Genomic DNA, 18,296 nt, shown 5'->3' with positions numbered 1-18,296 from the left:
ATTCGCCGTCCGGGGAAGCCCCCATCGTTCAGGCGATTCTCAGTCCGCGCGATGCCGCAGGTCAGGAAACCCGGTCAGGAATCGGTCCGGTCCTTGCGGATCGGCGCCTCGACGTGGGTCCCCCACACGGTGCGTTTCCCGAGTGTGAGATCCGCCGCTCGGGCCTGCGAGTACGGGACCAGCCGCATCACGTCGCCGAAGTCCTGCCCCAGATCGCCCTGGAGGTAGCCGGGGATCTTCTCCTGCTGGAGCAGCATCTGCGCCCAGCCCAGCGGCCCGCCGCCGAGCGTGCCCTCCCACTCCGTGGTCACCGGCGACAGGTTCTGGTCGGGCGTGATCCGCCACTGCGGCACCTCGGCGACCCCGTTGCTGTGGCTGAACGGGCGCTGGCACGGGAAGGCCAGGCCCGACGTCCAGTCCAGGAGCACCGGCTCGGTGGAGCCGATCAGCTCCTGCGCCGTGACCAGCTTCGACACCCGCGGCGGGGTGACGGCCAGCCAGTGGTCGATCGCCAGGTCGTCGTCGACCGCGACCACGCGGATCGCGGTCGCGTTCGCGGGCAGATCGGTGCGCGGCAGGCGCAGGTTGCGCCACGCCGGCTTCGGGCCGATGTCGATGAGGGACTTCTTGCCCGCGACCTTCGGTTCGGCGCCGACGGCCGGGGCGTCCGTGGCGTACTCGAGGTACAGCTCGTCGTCGGTGAACTTGCCGGCGGCCGAGAGCGTGATCAGGGAGCGGTCGGCGGCCTGTGCCGGCAGCGGATACCACTTCGAGACCACCTGGGCCTTGGACTGCGCCTCCTGCGAGTACGAGCCCAGCACGGGGGTGCGCGCCGGGTCCAGCCCGTACGGCAGGCGCATGTGCGAGCCGTTGATCCCGGCCGTCGACGTGCGGCCCGACGTCGTGTCCTGCGGCAGGCGCGCCATCGCGTCGAGGGAGGTGCTCGAGTCGTCGGTGTTCGAGCTGGTCGTCGCATTGATGATGGTCGGCACCCCGTCGGGCGAGACGCCGGTCGTGCCCGGCCCGGCGAGCCCGTCGCGGATGTTCCCGTCGAGCGGCAGTAGCAGGCCCGACGTGGGGTCGGGCTCGGTGAGCACGTAGTCCGCCAGGTTGCACCCGTGGCCGCCGAGCGCGCGCAGGTTCGCCTTCCCGTTGGAGAAGGAGGAGAACTGGGTGATGCCGGTGGTCGCCGCCATCGAGCCGATGCAGAGGATCACCACGGTCCACGCGGCCCAGGTGATCGACGACTGCCTGCCGAAGAAGTCGACGACCCGCTTCGCGCGCGGCGGCACCGGGGCCGGATCGGGCTCGTGGAAGTGCAGCCACCCCGCGACGAGCAGGGCGATCCCCGCCCCGGCGAAGAAGACCGTGCCGAGCGCCAGCACCGTCGACTCGCCCCACGGGACGCCGTAGTTGCTCGCGTACCACCAGCCGTTGGGACCGCTGAAGGACAGGCCGAGGACCAGGAGGACCACCGCGGCGCTGAGCGCGCGGTTGCGGGCGCTGCGCAGCGCGGCCGGGGCGATCGCGATGGCCGCCAGCGCCGCGAGGGCGCCCGCGAGCCCCGCGAAGGCGCCGAACTGGTGCGTCCACTTGGTGGGCGTGAACATCAGCAACAGGAGGCCGCCGAGGGTGACGGCGACCAGGCGCCGGCTCGGCCCGAGGCTGGCGCCCGGGATCCGGCCCTTGCGCAGCAGTACCGCGCCCGCCAGCAGCAGGCAGACGATGGTGACGATGACCGCGAACCGCCGGGCGACGCCGCCGTCGGCCGTGAACGTGAACAGGGCCGAGTACCGGTCGATCTCGTTGTACCACTTCTTGGTGTCGACGACGGTGCCCACATCGGACTGCATGAGCGTCTTCGCGACGAAGGCCGACGCGGTGAGTTTGGAGAAGATGATGGGCACCAGCAGCACGCCCGCGGCCAGCACGGGTGCGACGTACGCCGCGATGGTGAGCCGGAAGCCGAGGGGACTCGTGCGGGCCCGCGCCAGGATGCGGCGTCCCACCGGGCGGACGCCGGCGAGCAGCGCGGCCACCGTCATGATGCCGGTCGGGCCGGCGGCCACCGTCCACCCCGCGAAGACCGCGGCGGCGGCGAACGGGAGGACCCGCCCCGTCGCGATGGCGCGTTCCACGGAACACCAGGTGAGCAGGGCGCCGAGGGCGATCACGGGCTCGGGGCGCAGGCCGTTGTTGAAGGCGAACCAGTAGACCAGGAAGACCCCGGCCGCGGCCCAGAGTGCGAACCGGGAGCGGGCCGCGCGCCCGAGTCTCGGTACCACCTCGCGGCTGATGATGAGCCACGTCGCGATGCCGCAGATCAGCGCGGGCAGGCGGACCCAGGGGCTGGCCGTGGAGAGGTGCGAGAGCCAGGCGAAGGCCTGGTAGTACCAGCCGAACGGGGTCTCCGGCGCGCCGTACCAGCGGTAGTAGTTGGCCGTGTACCCCGCGGCCTCGGCCGTGCGCGCCATGGTGAGGATGTAGCCGTCGTCGGAGGTGTTCGCGCCGATGAAGTGCCACGCGACGAGGAGCGCGATGACGGTGCTGTCGAGCTTGCTCGGGCGCCACCAGCCCGCGGGCAGTATCCGACGGTGCCGGCGGCCGTCGGCGGCGACGTCGAGCCGGTGGAGCGCGACGAGGCTCGCCACGATCAGCGCGATCGCGAGGATGATGACGACCCACCGCGCAGCGGCCGGAACGGTCGAGTAGCGCGTGTCGATATCCGCACGGAACTGAATTCGCGTGCCGTCCGTCACTGTGCCATGTAGTTCTGTGAACACACCGACGACCTGCGGCCGGTAGTCGAAGCCGTTGTCCTTGCCACCGGTGAGCGGCGCCCCGTCGGGGCCTGCGACGCCCGTGACCTCAGCTTTCACCGTTTTCGTGTCGCCGGAGAAGACGATCGATCGGCAGCCGGGCGCGGCCAGGGCCGCGACGTCGACCGTGAGCAGGGGGGTGTTGCGGACCACCACCTCCAGCATGCGGCGCTGGTCGGGAAGGGTGGTGACGCCGATCGTCATGCCCCGTCGGACCGTGTCCGGCGAGTCCACGGGCCCCGTCGCGACCAGGGTCCCGACCCCGCCGGGCAGGGCGCTCACGGCGGAACACGGGATCGTGACGTCGATGCGATCGGGCACGTACGACAGCAGGGGCGCGGTGACCGCTTCGAGCGAACCGCGCTGCGGCCAGTCCAGCGCCGCGGTCGTCTGCTTGACGGGCATGAACGGCGTGAGCAGCGCGAACAGCACCCCGAGCACGCCGGTCAGGGCGGCGGTCCGGGCTGTGGTGCGGGCTGCGCGGGCAGCAGCGGACGGTTCGGGCACCCCGCGAGTCTAGACGCCGCGACCTGGTGGAATCCGGGCGAACCGGTGCTATGCGCGGCTTGGTGTACAACGAGCCGACGAACCGACGTACAGTTTCGTGCATGAGGGGATCCGACCGGCCGACGCGCGCAGTGCGCGCCGTCGTGCGCGCCGTGACCCCGCAGGCGGGGTCGGGTCCCGGCACCGTCGCCGAGGTGGTCGCCGCGTACGCCGAGCACCTGGGCCGCCGGATCGACGTGCAGCGGATGACGATGCCCGTCGGCGTCTTCGGCATGTGGCTGCGCTCCGACGAGCGGGACCTCCTCGTGGTCTCCAGCGGCGTCGCCACCTTCGAGCAGACGCTCGCGCACGAATTGGGCCACCTGGTGCTCGGCCACGAACAGGGCTGCTCGTCCGACCCCGACAGCGGCAGGGCCGCGCGGTGCGAGGCGGAGGCGGAATCCTTCGCCACGCTGCTCGTGCGCCGGGTCAAGGCCGGACACACGATCACCCGCGTCGACTCGGTGGTCGACGAACTGCTCGGATGATCGCTTCACTCGTCGCACCGATCCTCTGGCTCGGTGCGCTGGAACGGTACAGCCGGTGGCGCGCCAATCGGAACGCCCCCGCCGGCGGCGCGCTGCTGACCGCCGTGGCGCTGGCGCTGATGGTCACGATCGACACCCCCATGGTCATCGCCGCCCTGGGCGACCTGGGGATGCGGGAGTTCGAGGTCGTGACCGTCGAGCGCGTACTTCTCCTCGTGGCCTGCTTCGGGGCGCTCGTCTTCGCGTTCGCGCTCGACGGGGTGCTCACCCGTGCCCGGTTGACCGCGTGGGCGCTGCCGCTGGTCGCGGTCGGCGTCGTGATCGTGACCGGTGCGGTCCTGGGCCGGCTCGACGATCCGACGGGCCTCGGCTTCGGCGGCGAATTCGGGCTGGCCGTCGAGACGGCCCTGATCTACACCTGTCTCGGCACCACCGCGCTCGTCGTGGCGGTGTCGACGTGGCGGGTGTCCAAGCGCAGCCGGGTGCACCGCGCGCAATTGCGTCTGCTGGCGCTCGGCGGCGTCCTGCTCGCGATCGTGGCGGTCGCGAACGTCATCGCGGGCGGCGTCCTGCTGCAGCAGTTGCAGGTGGGCGTGTGGGTGCTACGGCTCAACCGGCTCATGCTCGACGCGGCGTTCGCGAGCTGGACGCTCGTGCTGATGGCCTCGTGGCTGACGTCGATCCTGATCTCCGCGCGCGAGTGGCTGCACTTCCGGCCGGCGTACGAGCAGGTCAAGGAGCTCTTTCCCGACCTCGAGGCCGTCGTGCGGCAGGGGGGCGGCTGGGTCGAGACGGCGGAGGCTCGCGCCGTGGTCGTGCTCGACGGCTGGGCGATGCTCGCGAGCCCGGGCGAGGGGAAGCTGTCCGGGGCCTCGCCGACCGACCGCGCGGACGCGGTGGCCCGCTGGCTGGACCGCGAGGCGCCGTACGGTTCCGTGCACGCCGTCGACCTGGAGCCCCCGTCGGGCTGGCGGACGTCGCGGTGGACGGCCGCAGTGACGAAAAGGGCCCAGCACACCCCGTCGCCCCTGTTGGAGCGGGTGCGCTGAGCCCCGGTGGGCCGGTGCCGGCCCGGAGGGATACGGCTAGGCCGTACCCTCCTTGCCGTCCTCCGCCTCGAGCTCGGCGAGGAGACCGGCGAGCGCTGCCCGACGGTCCGCCGACAGCTTCGTCGAGCGGCGTGCCATCTCGAGCATGCCCGACTCGCGCAGCTCGCGGGTCAGCTCGAGGTCGGCCAGGACCTCACGCTCGTAGAGCGGATCCGAGAAGTACTCGGCGCGCACGCCGAAGGTCTGGGCGATGGACGCCACCATGTCGTACGCCGGGCGCGAGCTCCGGCCCGAGCGCAGCTGCGACAGATAGGGAACGGACAGCTTGCCGCCGCTCTCCTCGACCATCCTGCAGAACTCCGAGGAGGTGTAGGGCCCCCGGTCTGCGGGATGCACGACCTCGAAAAGTCGGTTCAACTTGGCCGCGAACGTCGTCATGAGGCCCTCCCTTCCAGATTGCGAATACTGGGAGATTACATGATCCGCGGGCGCGATGCGCACGGCGTGGGACATGTATCCCATTTCTCTGGAACGGTGGACAGCTATTCTGGCCGCATGGGAGCCCGCATTCTGGTGCTGAACGGACCGAATCTGAACATGCTGGGAGTGCGGCAGCCGCAGGTCTATGGGGATAATTCGTACGCCGACGTCGTCGACGTCTGTCGCCGGGCCGCGGCCGCGCGGAACGCCGAGGTGGAGGTCCGGCAGACCAATGACGAGGCCGAGCTGTTGGGGTGGATTCACGACGTCGCGCGGGAACGTGAATTCTCCGCGATCGTGATCAATCCGGCAGCGTGGACACATACTTCAGTGGCGCTCGCCGATGCATTGGTGATTCCGGACGTCCCCGTCATCGAGGTGCACATCTCCAACGTGCACGCGCGTGAGGCGTTCCGGCACCACTCGTACGTCTCGCCGGTCGCTGCGGGCGTGATCGCCGGATTCGGGATCGCCGGGTACGGCTACGCCGTGGATCGCGCCGTCGATCTGTCCTGACGCCCTGCCCGATCCGCTGCGCGGCGGAGTCAGGCCAGCGTGGCCGTGCGGGCCCGCAGCCCGTCGACGATGAGGTCGACGCCGCCGGCGAAGGACCGGTCGGTGGCGGTCTGATCGAGGTCGCCCGCGGCGGCACCGGCGCGGGCCATCGCCTCGCGGGTCTGCTCCTCGAAGGTGAAGCCCACGACGAAGTGCGTCAGGGTGAGGGCGACGGCGTTCGCGTCGGCGGGTCCCGCGCCGGCGGCGGCCGCGATCTCCGCGATCTGCGCCTGCAGGTTGCTGGTCCCGAGCTGCGAGGCGAGGGACGCGGAGACCACCTCGGCGCCGTCGCGGTGCTTGCGCAGCACGGCGCGCAGCGCGTGCGCGTAGCCCGTGAGTTGGCGGTCCCACCGCATCCGGGACTTCGACGCCGCCGCGGCGAGCGACGGGTCGGCGAGAATGGTGTCGGCGATCGCGGCCAGCAGCGACTGCTTGTTCGGGATGTGCCAGTACAGGGCGCCCGGGGCGACACCCAGGTCGGCGGCCACCCGGCGCATCGTCAGGTCCGGCAGGCCCGACCGGTCGAGGACGCCGATCGCGGAGGTCAGCACGTCGGAGCGGTTGATGGCCACGGACTTGACTCTAGCCGAGCGCCCCGATACTTCTTGAACCGTGTTCAACGCCGCCACGTATCGCGCCACGCCGCGCGATCTCGCTCTCGTCGCCGTCTTCACCGCTCTCACCGCGGTGCTGGCGATGCCCACGGTCACGATCAGCGGCATCGCGCCCATCACCCTGCAGACGCTCGGGTTCATGCTCGCCGCGTCGCTGCTCGGCTACCCCTGGGGCGGGGCGTCGGTGGCACTGTACGTGCTGCTCATCGTCGTGGGACTGCCGATCGGCGCGGGTGGACGCGGCGGTCTGGCGGTGCTGACCGGCCCGACGGGCGGCTTCCTCATCGGCGGCATCATCGGCGCGCTGGTGACCGGCTGGCTCGTCGACACGTGGGGCCGTACCAACCCGCTGAAGGTGGGGCTCGCCAACGTCATCGGGCTCGTGCTCGTCGTCTACGCCGTCGGCCTGCCGTGGCTGGGCTGGCGCACCGGGTCGGGCCTGTTCGCCAAGCTCACGCTGGGCTTCCAGTTCGTCCCCGGCGACCTCATCAAGGTGGTCATCACCGCGCTCGTGGTGGTGACGGTGGCGCGGGCGTACCCCCGCATCGCGAAGAAGAGGGCATGATCCCGCCGCGGCGCGCCCCCGCGGGGAGCCGGGCGTGATCCGCCTCGACGACGTCCGCCACACCTACGACGAGCGGCCGGTGCTCCGTGGCATCACGGCGGAGCTGTCGGAACGACGGATCGGGATCATCGGTGCCAACGGCTCGGGCAAGTCGACGCTCGCGCGCACGTTCAACGGCCTCGTCGTGCCCGACTCCGGCACCGTCGAGACCCTGGGGCTCGACGTGCGGAAGAAGGTGTCGGAGGTGCGGCGCCGCGTGGGCTTCATGTTCGCCGATGCCTCCGCGCAGATCGTCATGCCGACGCCGGCCGAGGACGTCGCGCTCTCGCTCCGCCCGCCCGGACGCGAGCGCCGCCGGGCGCCGTGGAAGCGTTCCGAGCGGTCCGAGGCCGTCGCCGCGGACGCGGAACGGGTCGCGGAGATCCTCTCCGAGTTCGGCCTCGCCGACCACGCGGACGCGCCCGCCCAGCTGCTCAGCTCGGGCCAGAAGCAGATGCTCGCCTTCGCGTCTGTGCTGGTCACGGACCCGGAGATCCTGGTCTGCGACGAGCCCACGACGCTCCTCGACCTGCGCAACGTGCTCACGGTCCGGGACCGGCTCGCCGCGCTCGAGCAGCAGGTCATCCTGCTCACGCACCACCTCGACATGCTCGACGACTTCGACCGGGTGCTGGTCATGGACGACGGTGCGCTCGTCTTCGACGGTCCGCCCGCCGACGCGATCGCCTTCTACCGCGAGCTGGCGGCCCGCTGATGCTCGGCCGCTACGTCCCGCGCGAGTCGCCGCTGCACCGCACGCCGGCCGCCGTGAAGCTGGCGGCGATGCTCGTGCTCGTCACGTTCCTCGCGGTCCTGCCGCGCCCGATCCCGCTCGCGGTGTCGGCGCTGGTGGTCGCCGCCCTGTTCCCGGTGGCGCGGCTGCGCCCGGTGCACCTGTGGCGCGCCCTGCGTCCGGCCCTGCTCTTCGCGGTGGTGCTGACCGTCTTCTACCTGATCAGCCAGGGATTGTCCGACGGTGCCCGCGCCGCCGTCGGCCCCGTCGGGCAGCTCGTCGTGGGCGTGCTGGCGGGCAACCTGCTGGTCTTCACCACGCGCGCCGGCGACCTCGCCGCGCTCGCCGGCCGGATCCTGGGGTGGCGGGTGGAACTGCTGGTCGCGCTGACGATCCGCTCCATCCCGACGGTGATCGCCGTCGTCCGGCAGAGCCGCGAGGCGGCGTGGGCGCGCGGTCAGCGCGCCTCGCTCGTCCGCGTGCTCCCGACGGTGCTCATCCGCCTGATCCGCGACGCGGACCTGCTCGGCGAGGCCCTCGCCGCCCGCGGGCTGTAACCGCTCGCGACTCCGCCCCGCCGCGACGGTCAGCGCAGCGGGTGGGTGAGGAGGAGCTCGCAGTTGCGGTCGGCCTCGGCGCCGAGGAGCTTGTCGTCGCGGTGGATGTCGTTGTAGGCCAGCTCGCGGTAGAGGCTGGCGAGGCCCTTCGCGCTGAGGTCCGAGGGGTTCGCCGTGGCGGGGCTCGCGGCCTCGATGAGCGGGGTGAACAGGCTGATCGTCCCGTCGCGGTTGTCGGCGACCTCGATGATCCGTGCCAGCTGCGGGAAGTCGACGTGGCTGGCGGTGTTGATCTCCCAGAAGCTCTGCTTCGGCGTGGGGCCGGTGTGCGCGATCATCTCGTTCTTGTGGGTGTGTCCGTTGACCCAGGCGATCACGTTGGGGTGGTCGGTGAGCGTCTTGACCACCACCTCGCCCTGGTACTGCTTCTCGCCCGGCTCCTCGGGATCGGGGAGCCCCGCGGTCATCGACTTCGAGGTGTGGTGGCTGAAGACGATCACCAGCTGGTCCGGGTGGGCCTTGAGCTGCGCGACGAGCCAGGCCAGCTGCTTCTCGCCGATGGTGCCCTCGGCGATGCCGAGGTTGTTGGTGGTGTCGAGGGCGATTCCGAGCACGCCGGGGGCGATCTGGAAGGTGTACCAGGTGGGGCCGTCCGGGCTGGAGAAGCCGTGCCCGACGGGCCCGGGGCCGGTGACGGCGGGGTCGAAGTGCCGGCGCACGAAGTCGCGCGGGCTGAACGGGGCCCGCTTCGGGTCGACGGTGACGGGGATGACCGGACCGGAGAGCTTGAGCTTGGTGAGCATCGGCCCGACCTGCGACGGATCAGTGGTGAGCGCGCGGGCGATGGCGAGCGCCGCGGGATCGGTGTGCGGGATGTCGAGCTTGACCGGCGAGAGGTAGAGCCAGTCGGCGATGCCGTTGGGCAGGGTACCGAGCAGGCTGTCGTCGTGATTGCCGACGACGGCGTACCAGGGCATCCGCAGGCCGGGGCTGGTGTGCGCGCCGATGGCCGCGCGCAGGAAGCCGGGGATCTGCTGGAAGCCCTTGTCCTTGTACATGTCCCAGTAGGGCGATTCGGGCTGCCAGTAGAGCGCGGCGCCATGGGCCTGCAGGCCCTCGAAGCGGTCGGGGGCGCCGGTGTTGGGCACCACGGTGCCGCCCGAGAGCACCGTCTGGAACCAGTTCAGCTCGGCGAACTCCCGGTTGTCCGTGTTGTCGCCGGTGGTGATGACGCAGTCGAAGGCGCGGCCGGTGAACGGGCCGGAGCCGATCGCGTTGATCCGCTCGACCAGCGAGACGGCGCCCTGCGTCGTCAGCGTCTCCTGGGGGCGGAAGGCCGGGGCCTGGAAGGGGTGGACGAACTCGAACCGGGCGGGACTCTGGGCGTCCACGATGTGCATGTCGGTGAGCTGCACGAAGGAGGCGAGCGGGGCGCGCATCGCCTCGCGGGTGGCGCCGGCGGTCGCGAGTTCCTGGCGGACGTACAGGGGCCAGCCGGCACCGTCGACCAGCGGGCGGTAGCCGCCGGCGCGGGCCTGCCCGGGCACGCTCACCCGCTCGAGCGTGGTGCCGGTGATGCGCCCGGCGACGGTCGTCCCGGGCAGTGCGTGCGCGATGCGGCCGGTGGCGGCGGCGGTGGCGGTGGCGAGCGCGGCGACGGCGCCCGCGCGCAGGAATCCCCGGCGTGTGGTCATGGATAGAGACCCTAACCACAAACCCCATGAGACACATGAACAACACGCGTAACATCGTTAACAGGCGGGTGACACCTGCGGTGCGCAGGTGCCACCCCCGACGCCTACTTGGCCAGGTACTCGCCCAACTGCTTGACGATGAGGTTCGCGCCGGTTGGGCCGAGGCCCAAGTACCAGACGTCGTCGTCCACGCGGAAGGACTTGCCCTTCTGCACGCCGCTGAGCTGCGACCATGCCGGGTTCGCCAGTGCCGCGGTCTCGCCTGTGTTCTCGGGCTTGCCGTAGCTGGAGTAGAAGATGTAGTCGCCGTCGGCCTGCGAGATGTTCTCCAGCGAGATCTCGGTGGCCAGCTCGTCGACGCCCTGGTTGCCGGCCCGCGGCAGGCCCGCGTCCTGCAGGATCACGCCGATCAGCGACTTGTTGCCGTACAGGCGCAGCCGGTTCGGCATGAACCGGACGAGCGAGATGGTCGGCTTGGCGCCGGTGAACTTCGCGCTGAGCGCCTTGGCGTTGTCGGCGTACGAGTTCAGGGCGTCCTTGGCCTTCTGTTCCTCGCCGACGGCGGCGCCGATCAGCCGGAAGTTCTCCTTCCACGGGAAGCCGGGGCGGATGGAGAAGACCGTCGGTGCGATCGCGGCGAGCTGGTCGTACTGCTTGTCCACGCGCAGCTGGCTGCCCAGGATCAGGTCGGGCTTGAGCCTGGCGATCTTCTCGAGGTCGAGGCTTGTGTTCTTGCCGACGGTCTCGACGCCCTGCACCTTGTCGGCGAGGTACGTCGGGATCGGGCTGGCGCCGTCGGTGACCACCATGCCGACGGGCTTGATGCCCAGCGTGAGCACCGCGTCCAGCTCGCCGCTGTCGAGCACGACGACGCGCTCGGGCTTCTTCGGGAGCTCGGTCGCGCCGCGTGCGTGCGTGATCGTGCGGGGGAAGACGCCGGGCTTCGCATCGGTGCCGAGCTTCGCCGTTTCGGCGTCGGCGGTGCCGAAGCGCTCGCCGCCGGTGGCGACCTCGGTGTTACCCGGGGTCTTGGCGTCGTCGTTCGAGTTCGAGCAGGCGCTGATGCCGACGGTGGCGGCCAACAGCACGACCGCGGGCGCGAGCCGGCGGGCGAGGGATCGTGTCATCACGCGCCGAAGCGTATCCCACGTCTTAGGTGAGGCACATCAAAGTTACGTCGGGTAAGAGGTGCGATCGCGACGGCCCGCAACGGCGGGGCCGCTCAGGTCAGCGATGAGATGGTGCGATCGGAGGCCGTGGGGGAGAGCAGGTCGACGACGGGCAGCAGCGCGCGCAGCGCGGCCGGCGAGACCTCGACGGGCTGGTGCGTGATCGCCCGGACGATCCACCGTCCGGCCTCGTCGGGCTCGAGCGCGGAGGCGCCCGCGTACTCCGCGGTCGGCGCGATCATCTCGGTGCGCACCAGCGGGAAGTAGACATTGGTCGCGCGCACTCCCGGATGCGGCTGCTCCGCATTGAGGCTGCGACCGAAGATGGCGAGCGCGCTCTTGGACGCCGCGTAGGCGGAGAACTTCGGGAAGGTGTTGGCGAGCAGGCCCCAGGTGCAGACGTTGACGATCTGCCCGCGGCCGCGCTCGATCATCCCCGGCAGCACGCCCAGCGAGAGCTGCACGGCCGAGAAGTAATTGAGGTTCATCGTGCGCTGGTAGTCGTGGAAGCGTTCGGTGGAATCGGCGATGGTCCGCCGGATCGAGTGGCCGGCGTTGTTGACCAGCACGTCGACCTCGCCGAGGCCGGTGAGCAGCCCGTCGATCGAATCGCTGTCCGTGAGGTCGCACACGCGGTACTCGCCGCCGGTGAGCGCGCACAGCTCCTCGAGCTCCTGTTCGCGCCGCGCCACCGCGATGACGTGCGCGCCGCGCTCGGCCAGCTGCAGCGCGGCTTCCCGGCCGATGCCGGCCGACGCCCCGGTGATGACGATGCGCAGGCCGCGCAGCGTGCGCCCCCGCCCGGAGAGCGCGGCGTCGACGGACTCGGGCAGGAGGCTGCGGCGCTGCATCAGATCGCGTACCGAACGGGACAGGGACATGGTCACTTCCTCACGATCACGACGAACGGGCCCGTCTCGGTGACGGCGAATCGGGGGTCCTCGAAGAGCTTCTCGGGGAAGACCACGGTGTACCGGCGCACGTTCGGGTCGTTCGGGTACACGTCCTCGGCGAGGCGCAGCGAGAGGCCGTCGGCGGACCGTCGGAAGACGAAGGCGTCCGGGGCGCGCCAGGGGGTTTCGTCGAGGGCCTTGATGAGCTCGTCGGGCTTCTCCAGCTTCGCCCACGACTCGATCGCGGCGGACCGTGCGGTGAAGTGCGCCAAGGGGTTCGCGTAATTCGAGGTCAGGTTCTGGAAGCCCCAGTAGGGGTAGATCGCGAGGAAGCCGTAGTCGGCCGTGAGCACGACGGTGTCGGTCCGGGGCTTGCCGGTGGCGGCCAGGATCGCGGCGTCCACGTCCTTGTACGACGATTCCGCGCCCGCGGGCCGGCGGTCGCCGCGCTGCCCGTCGCCGTCGGTGTCGGAGTAGGCGACCGCGATCTCACCGGCCAGCTGCGCGGGAATCGTCTGCGCCACACCGATCGCGGCGAGCACGCCGAGCACGACTCCCGCATCGCGGTAGCGCGGGTAGCCGTCGCCGAGTGCGCCGACCATGGTCACGGCGCCGAGCGCGCCCGCAGCGGCGAGCAGGATGTGCAGCACCGGTTCGGTGCGGAAGCCGAGCAGTGTGGTGCCGGCGGGTGAGGCGACCATCGACAGCAGCGCCCACAGGTACGAGCCCGCGATGCCCAGCCCGAGCGCCTGCGCGGGCAGACATCCGCGGGCCTTCACCAGGATCCAGACGATGCCGATCATGCCGAGCGCTCCGAGCAGCGTGAAGTGCAGCATCGGTAGCGACAGCACGGAGCCCTGCTCGGGCAGGTAGTGGAAGGCGGAGCCCTTGGAGTCGGTGCCGTCGCGGGCCACGCGCAGCAGGAAGGGGCCGTACGCGGGCAGGCCGATCACGATGGCGATCAGGCCCATGACCGCGACGCGGGCGGGGTAGCGCCACTCGAAACGCCGCTCGCGGATCCACGCCGCGCCGAGCGCGACGACGCCCATGAGCACCACCGCGAACGCCGCGACGCCGAGGTAGAGCGTGTAGAACCACACCGCGACACCGAGATACACGCCCACGAGGGCGATCGCGCCGCGACGGCCGCGCAGGATCGCGAACCACGCGACGATCAGCACCGGCGGCAGCAGGATCGCGACGGCCGCGCCGTAGGGCTCGGCGGAGCCGTAGAGCAGCATGGCCACGGTGGTGGCGAGGGTCGCGGCGAGGGCCCGGGCGGGGCTCACGACGACGAGCCACAGCGCCAGCGCGACCGCGGCCGCGACGGCGAGGGAGATGATCGACCAGGGCTGGAACGCCTCCCAGCCCTGCATGCCGAAGACCTTCGCGAACCGGCCGCCCAACCAGAACCAGCCGGGGGAGTACAGCGGCGGCATGTCGATGTAGGTCATGTCCGCCAGCCGCGGCGACGACGTGAACCGGGTCAGGAACTCGGTGCGGAACTGCTGGTCGACGGAGATGCCGCCCAGGTACAGCTTGGTGCCCCCGAGCGGCAGGGCGAGGGTGACGGTGACGAAGCCGGCCACGGTCGTGAAGGAGAGCAGCCGGGCCGTGCGGGCCTGCCAGGCCGGGATCGCCCGCGAGAGCAGCACGGCGCATCCGGCGAGCACGGCGATCGCGATCACCTGGAAGACGGTCGCGAAGGCCCGCGTGACGTTGGAGCTGCTGTACGCGGGCCAGTCGACGGTGCTGATCGCGAACCACCCGACGACGCCGACCGCCGCCGCGAGGATCGCGGCGGCGGCGAGGTCGAGGACCAGGTCCCGGGCCCGTGGTGGTGCTGGCGGGGCGACGGTGCCGGGGCGTGTATCAGTCACGCGGGCCAGCGTAGACGGTGGCGTCGTGGCTCCACGGAACGCCTAGATGGGGAGCTTGCGGAAGATCGGCTGCGGGATGTTCTTGAGGCCGAAGCTGACGAAGCCCCACGGCGCGGGGGCGTAGACCAGCGACTTGCCCTTGATCGCGGCGTCGACCGCGAGCTTGCCGATGACGTCCTTGTCGATCGTCAGCGGGGCCTCCTTGACGTGCGCGGAGAACTTGGTGCGCACCATGCCCGGCCGGACCACGAGCACCGAACCGCCGAAGGGCTCCAGCGCCTGGCCGAGGTTGAGGTAGAAGCCGTCGAAGCCGGCCTTCGAGGAGCCGTAGACGAAGTTGCTGCGGCGCGGGCGCAGGCCCGCGACGGAGCTCATCGCGATGATCTGGCCGTGGCCCTGCTCCTTGATCTTCTGGCCCAGGAGCACGCCGACGGACACGGCGCCGGTGTAGTTGACCTGCGCGAGCAGGACGGCCTTGCGCTGGTTCTGCCACAGCTCCTCGGCGTCGAAGTCGAGGGCGAAGGCCACGATCGCGACGTCGATGTCGCCGCCGGAGAAGGCGGCGTCGATCGTCTTCTGGTGGCCGTCGAAGTCGGTCGCGTCGAAGTCGACGACCTCGACCGAGGCGGCACCGCCCGCCGTGACCTGGGCGACGGCCTGCTCGCGCAGCGGATCGTTCGGCAGCGCGGCGAGCACGACGCGCTGCGTGCCCTTGGCGAGGTACTCCTCGACGATCGACAGGCCGATCTCGGAGGTGCCGCCGAGCAGCAGGATGGACTGGGGGACGCCGACGGCGTTGATCATGCGAATGCTTCCTTACAGGTCTTAGGCGAGTTCGAGGCGGCGGCCGAGATCGGAGATGAAGACGCCCGTGGGGTCGATCTTCCGGCGGGTGGCGATCCACTCGTCGATCTGCGGGTACATGGCGTGGAAGCGCTCCGCGGTGGTGCGCGAGTCCTTCGCCGTGTACAGGCGGCCGCCCATGGCCATGATGCGCACATCGAGCTCGTTGAGGAACTCGGCGAGGCCCCGCTTGACGGGGAAGTCGAGGCAGACGTTCCAGCCCTTGAACGGGAAGCTCAGCGGAGCCTGGTTCCCGTCGCCGAACAGCTTGATCACGTTGAGGAAGCTCACGTTGCCGGAGGCCTGGATGTCCTCGATCAGCTTGATGAACTCGGGCTCGTTGCCGGTGGGCACGATGAACTGGTACTGGCAGAAGCCGCCGGTGCGGCCGTACGCGTTGTTCCAGCCGCCGAAGACGTCGAGCATGTGGTAGAAGCCCGCGAGATTCTTCACCTTGCCCTGGCTGGGCGGCCCGGCGCGCCAGTAGGCCTCGCCCACCAGCGAGAAGTCGAACTTGTTCGCCAGCCCGTTGGGGAAGATGTTGGGGAAGCTGATCAGCGGCTTGTTGTTGAAGCTCAGCGGATCCTTGCGGTACTTCTCCGGCAGCTCGTCGAGCGTGGCCAGGTTGCCGCGGGAGAAGGTGCCGCGGCCGAGCTTCGGCGGCGCGCTGATCGCGTCGAACCAGCCCGAGGCGTACTCGTAACCGTCCTCGAAACCGTCCTGCAGGTGCAGGTCGATCGTCTCCTGCAGCGAGCCGGTGCGCTCGGTGTCGGCGATGAAGTAGGCGCTCTCGGTGCGCTTCATCTGGATCTTCGCGCGCAGGATGATGCCGGTCATGCCGACGCCGGCGACGGTGGCCCAGAACAGCTCGCCGTCGGGATCGTCGGACGAGCCCTTCGGGGTCAGCGTGAGCACCTTGCCGTCGGCCGTGAGCAGCGTCATCTCGAGGATGTGATTGCCGAACGAGCCCTGGCTGTGGTGGTTCTTGCCGTGGATGTCATGGGCGATGGCGCCGCCGATCGTCACTTGGCGCGTACCGGGCAGCACGGGCACCCAGAGGCCGTACGGCAGCGCCGCCTGCATCAGGGTGTCGAGGTCGACGCCGGCGTCCACGTCCACGACGGCGCTCTCCGCGTCGATGTCGTGGATGGCGCTCAGCGGCGTCATTTCGATCGTGAGGCCGCCGGTGTTCTGCGCCGACTCGTTGTACGAGCGGCCCAGCCCGCGCGCGATCACGCCGCGTCGCAGGTAGGCGGGCTTATCGGCCTCGGCGTCGGCCACGAGGGCGACGGCCTTGGCGATCTGGTCCACGTCGGGCGTGGACAGCACGTGGCCCTCGATCGGCGTGGTGCGCGACCAGCCCACCAGCTTGCGCGTCGAGATGGGCAGATAGGGAAGAGTTGTCTCGGACATCGCCCATCAGATTACCGCGCCCAACCTGAGTCGATGCTGAGGTTGCGGAGGCTGTGACCTCGTCTTGGTCACATCGACGGGGCGTCCGGCCGGGTCGGCTCGGTGCTCACGGACAGCACGGGCTTCGCCTCCGACGGTGCGCCGGGCTCGCGCAGGTGCTCCCACATCGCGTCGACGAGCGGCTGCAGGAACAGCGTGCCCATCTGCCGCACCATCAGCCCGATCACCTGGTCCGATTCGGGCCGCTCGGTGGAGGCCAGGTGTGCGGCGCGCAGCCGGACCACCTCGCTGCGACCGAGTTCGGTGAGCCGGATGAGGAGCTCCGAGCCGCTGGGCTCCAGGAAGGAGCGGCGCAGGTAGTCCACGACGGCGGGCCGCCGCGACAGCATCTCCCGCACGGATCCGTCGCGAGCCGCCGCGACCTCGGCCGGCGGCCCCTCGTCGGGCACGGCGGCGATCGCCCGGGCGTGCAACTCGACGATCTGTTCCTCGACGGCGCGGCGCAGTCCGTCCTTGGTCGTGAAGTGGTGCTGCACCAGGCCGACGGTGACCCCGGCGTGCGCAGCCACGGCCCGCAGGGAGACCGCGCTCGCCCCCCGCGCGGCGAAGAGTTCGAGCGCGGCGTTGCGGATCCGGGCCTTGGCGGTGAGGTCGTCGTTCGACGCGGGGAGGTCGGTCACGGGTGTCCCTTCATCTCCGACCGAGCCTAACGGCGGAGGCTTGCGCTATACAGACACATCGGTGACTATACAAACGTATTGCCGACTCGCCCGTGGAGAGAAGAGAAGCCCATGACCGCACTGTTCCCCGACTACCGGCCCGCCTGGGAGACCCCCGAGCACACCGAACTGCGCAAGCACGCCGCGGAGTTCTTCCGGCGGGAGGCCACCCCGCATCAGGAGCGCTGGGCCGAGCAGCACCAGGTGGACCGCGAATTCTGGAACAAGGCCGGCGCGGCGGGCCTGCTCTGCACCGAACTGCCCGAGGCGCTCGGCGGGGCGGGCGGCGACTTCGGGCACGACACGGTCGTGCTGGAGGAGCTCGTCCTCTCGGGCGACGGTGCCTTCGGCTACGGCGTGCACTCGACCATCTGCGCGCACTACATCGCCGACTGCGGGACCGAGGAGCAGAAGGAGCGCTGGCTGCCGAGGGCGGCGTCGGGCGAGGCCGTCCTGGCGATCGCGATGACGGAGCCCGGCACGGGGTCCGACCTGCAGGCCGTGCGCACCACCGCGGTGCGTGAGGGCGACGAGTACGTGATCAACGGGTCGAAGACCTTCATCTCCAACGGCAGCCACTGCGACCTGCTGATCATCGTCGCGAAGACCGACCCGTCCCAGGGCGCCAAGGGGATATCCCTGATCGTGGCGGAGACGAGGGATCTCCCCGGCTTCGAGCGGGGCCGCGTCCTCAAGAAGATCGGTCAGCACGGCCAGGACACGCGGGAGCTCGCGTTCACGGACATGCGCGTCCCGGTGGACAACCTGCTCGGCGGCGTCGAGGGCCAGGGCTTCTTCCAGCTGATGCGCCAACTCCCGCGCGAGCGGCTGAGCATCGCGATCGGCGGCGTCGACGCGGCGGAGAAGGCGGTCGTCGAGGCCATCGAGTACACCAAGGAGCGCACGGCCTTCGGCCGGCCGATCGCCGACTTCCAGAACACCAGGTTCGTGCTCGCCGAGGCCAAGACGGAGGTCTTCGCGGGCCGCACGCTCATCGACCACTGCATCGGCCGCGCGATCGACGGCACGCTCGACGCCACTACCGCGTCGATGGCGAAGCTGTGGGCCACCGACATGCAGTGCCGCGTCGTCGACAGTGTCCTGCAGCTCTTCGGCGGGTACGGCTACATGATGGAGTACCCCATCGCGCAGCTGTACGCGGGCGCTCGCGTCCAGAAGATCTACGGCGGCACCAACGAGATCATGAAGGAGCTGATCGGCCGAAGCCTCTGACCACTCC

The 18,296-nt window shown here is 70.5% G+C and carries 17 protein-coding genes; 7 read left to right on the top strand and 10 right to left on the bottom strand.

The annotated features are described in order from the left end of the window. Positions 1 to 74: 74 nt before the first annotated feature. Complete coding sequence (locus FK530_RS17790) at positions 75 to 3,326, bottom strand: arabinosyltransferase domain-containing protein (RefSeq protein ID WP_231706685.1); 3,252 nt, start codon at positions 3,324 to 3,326, stop codon at positions 75 to 77. Positions 3,327 to 3,427: 101 nt separating this feature from the next. Between FK530_RS17790 and FK530_RS17785 the strand changes: the two genes are divergently transcribed. Continuing rightward, positions 3,428 to 3,853 carry an ImmA/IrrE family metallo-endopeptidase gene (locus FK530_RS17785; protein ID WP_158645132.1) on the top strand — a complete coding sequence of 142 codons (426 nt, stop codon included), beginning with the start codon at positions 3,428 to 3,430 and terminating at the stop codon, positions 3,851 to 3,853. Then, on the top strand, positions 3,850 to 4,902 hold the full coding sequence (locus FK530_RS17780; protein WP_146488322.1) for a hypothetical protein: 1,053 nt from the start codon (positions 3,850 to 3,852) through the stop codon (positions 4,900 to 4,902). Before FK530_RS17785 ends, FK530_RS17780 begins: the two co-directional genes overlap by 4 nt. A 36-nt stretch (positions 4,903 to 4,938) precedes the next feature. Here FK530_RS17780 and FK530_RS17775 read toward each other — a convergent pair whose 3' ends face one another. Next, complete coding sequence (locus FK530_RS17775) at positions 4,939 to 5,340, bottom strand: transcriptional regulator (protein ID WP_146488321.1); 402 nt, start codon at positions 5,338 to 5,340, stop codon at positions 4,939 to 4,941. A gap of 117 nt (positions 5,341 to 5,457) precedes the next feature. On the opposite strand from FK530_RS17775, the gene aroQ reads away from it, so the two are divergent. Further along, entirely contained in the window at positions 5,458 to 5,898 is a 441-nt protein-coding gene (gene aroQ, locus FK530_RS17770) for a type II 3-dehydroquinate dehydratase (RefSeq protein ID WP_146488361.1), read from the top strand. Positions 5,899 to 5,927: 29 nt separating this feature from the next. Here aroQ and FK530_RS17765 read toward each other — a convergent pair whose 3' ends face one another. After that, positions 5,928 to 6,509, bottom strand: a complete 582-nt coding sequence (locus tag FK530_RS17765; protein WP_158645131.1) for a TetR/AcrR family transcriptional regulator C-terminal domain-containing protein — start codon at positions 6,507 to 6,509, stop codon at positions 5,928 to 5,930. A 40-nt stretch (positions 6,510 to 6,549) separates the two neighbouring features. On the opposite strand from FK530_RS17765, the gene FK530_RS17760 reads away from it, so the two are divergent. The 3 genes from FK530_RS17760 to FK530_RS17750 are packed head-to-tail and all read left to right on the top strand — an operon-like array spanning position 6,550 to position 8,445. Then, positions 6,550 to 7,116: a biotin transporter BioY gene (locus tag FK530_RS17760; protein ID WP_191834109.1), complete on the top strand. Its 567-nt coding sequence runs from the start codon at positions 6,550 to 6,552 to the stop codon at positions 7,114 to 7,116. A 34-nt stretch (positions 7,117 to 7,150) separates the two neighbouring features. Further along, positions 7,151 to 7,870 carry an energy-coupling factor ABC transporter ATP-binding protein gene (locus FK530_RS17755; protein WP_146488318.1) on the top strand — a complete coding sequence of 240 codons (720 nt, stop codon included), beginning with the start codon at positions 7,151 to 7,153 and terminating at the stop codon, positions 7,868 to 7,870. After that, positions 7,870 to 8,445, top strand: coding sequence for an energy-coupling factor transporter transmembrane component T family protein (locus tag FK530_RS17750; RefSeq protein ID WP_146488317.1), 576 nt, complete (start codon positions 7,870 to 7,872; stop codon positions 8,443 to 8,445). The genes FK530_RS17755 and FK530_RS17750 overlap by 1 nt, the downstream gene beginning before the upstream one ends. 29 nt (positions 8,446 to 8,474) lie before the next feature. Here the strand turns inward: FK530_RS17750 and FK530_RS17745 are convergent, their stop codons facing one another. The 7 genes from FK530_RS17745 to FK530_RS17715 all read right to left on the bottom strand — a co-directional run bounded on the left by FK530_RS17745 (position 8,475) and on the right by FK530_RS17715 (position 17,017). Next, entirely contained in the window at positions 8,475 to 10,139 is a 1,665-nt protein-coding gene (locus tag FK530_RS17745) for a TIGR03767 family metallophosphoesterase (protein WP_146488316.1), read from the bottom strand. A gap of 104 nt (positions 10,140 to 10,243) precedes the next feature. Continuing rightward, positions 10,244 to 11,266, bottom strand: coding sequence for an ABC transporter substrate-binding protein (locus FK530_RS17740; protein ID WP_146488360.1), 1,023 nt, complete (start codon positions 11,264 to 11,266; stop codon positions 10,244 to 10,246). Positions 11,267 to 11,361: 95 nt separating this feature from the next. Then, the gene (locus FK530_RS17735) at positions 11,362 to 12,189 is read right to left on the bottom strand and encodes an SDR family NAD(P)-dependent oxidoreductase (RefSeq protein WP_146488315.1); all 828 of its coding nucleotides are present in this window, start codon (positions 12,187 to 12,189) and stop codon (positions 11,362 to 11,364) included. A 2-nt stretch (positions 12,190 to 12,191) separates the two neighbouring features. After that, a complete protein-coding gene (locus FK530_RS17730; RefSeq protein ID WP_146488314.1) occupies positions 12,192 to 14,081 on the bottom strand; it encodes an arabinofuranosyltransferase in 1,890 nt (629 codons plus the stop codon). A gap of 42 nt (positions 14,082 to 14,123) precedes the next feature. Then, the gene (dprE2, locus tag FK530_RS17725; RefSeq protein WP_146488313.1) at positions 14,124 to 14,885 is read right to left on the bottom strand and encodes a decaprenylphospho-beta-D-erythro-pentofuranosid-2-ulose 2-reductase; all 762 of its coding nucleotides are present in this window, start codon (positions 14,883 to 14,885) and stop codon (positions 14,124 to 14,126) included. Positions 14,886 to 14,906: 21 nt separating this feature from the next. Further along, positions 14,907 to 16,337 (bottom strand): decaprenylphosphoryl-beta-D-ribose oxidase, encoded by a 1,431-nt coding sequence (gene dprE1 / locus FK530_RS17720; RefSeq protein ID WP_146488312.1) that lies wholly within the window; start codon positions 16,335 to 16,337, stop codon positions 14,907 to 14,909. A gap of 68 nt (positions 16,338 to 16,405) precedes the next feature. Continuing rightward, a complete protein-coding gene (locus tag FK530_RS17715; protein ID WP_146488311.1) occupies positions 16,406 to 17,017 on the bottom strand; it encodes a TetR/AcrR family transcriptional regulator in 612 nt (203 codons plus the stop codon). Between the two features lie 111 nt (positions 17,018 to 17,128). Here FK530_RS17715 and FK530_RS17710 point away from each other — a divergent pair, with 111 nt between their 5' ends. Then, on the top strand, positions 17,129 to 18,289 hold the full coding sequence (locus tag FK530_RS17710) for an acyl-CoA dehydrogenase family protein (protein ID WP_146488310.1): 1,161 nt from the start codon (positions 17,129 to 17,131) through the stop codon (positions 18,287 to 18,289). Positions 18,290 to 18,296: the final 7 nt, after the last annotated feature.

The organism is Tsukamurella conjunctivitidis (genome assembly GCF_007858475.1).
GTDB classification, from domain to species: domain Bacteria; phylum Actinomycetota; class Actinomycetes; order Mycobacteriales; family Mycobacteriaceae; genus Tsukamurella; species Tsukamurella conjunctivitidis.
This window is presented reverse-complemented; position numbering and strand designations above follow the sequence as displayed.

Coding starts and splice junctions, on each gene's coding strand:
- FK530_RS17785 (WP_158645132.1), top strand. CDS start 3,428: ATGAGGGGATCCGACCGGCCGACGCGCGCAGTGCGCGCCGTCGTGCGC.
- FK530_RS17780 (WP_146488322.1), top strand. CDS start 3,850: ATGATCGCTTCACTCGTCGCACCGATCCTCTGGCTCGGTGCGCTGGAA.
- FK530_RS17775 (WP_146488321.1), bottom strand. CDS start 5,340: ATGACGACGTTCGCGGCCAAGTTGAACCGACTTTTCGAGGTCGTGCAT.
- aroQ (WP_146488361.1), top strand. CDS start 5,458: ATGGGAGCCCGCATTCTGGTGCTGAACGGACCGAATCTGAACATGCTG.
- FK530_RS17750 (WP_146488317.1), top strand. CDS start 7,870: ATGCTCGGCCGCTACGTCCCGCGCGAGTCGCCGCTGCACCGCACGCCG.
- FK530_RS17745 (WP_146488316.1), bottom strand. CDS start 10,139: ATGACCACACGCCGGGGATTCCTGCGCGCGGGCGCCGTCGCCGCGCTC.
- FK530_RS17740 (WP_146488360.1), bottom strand. CDS start 11,266: ATGACACGATCCCTCGCCCGCCGGCTCGCGCCCGCGGTCGTGCTGTTG.
- FK530_RS17735 (WP_146488315.1), bottom strand. CDS start 12,189: ATGTCCCTGTCCCGTTCGGTACGCGATCTGATGCAGCGCCGCAGCCTC.
- dprE2 (WP_146488313.1), bottom strand. CDS start 14,885: ATGATCAACGCCGTCGGCGTCCCCCAGTCCATCCTGCTGCTCGGCGGC.
- dprE1 (WP_146488312.1), bottom strand. CDS start 16,337: ATGTCCGAGACAACTCTTCCCTATCTGCCCATCTCGACGCGCAAGCTG.
- FK530_RS17710 (WP_146488310.1), top strand. CDS start 17,129: ATGACCGCACTGTTCCCCGACTACCGGCCCGCCTGGGAGACCCCCGAG.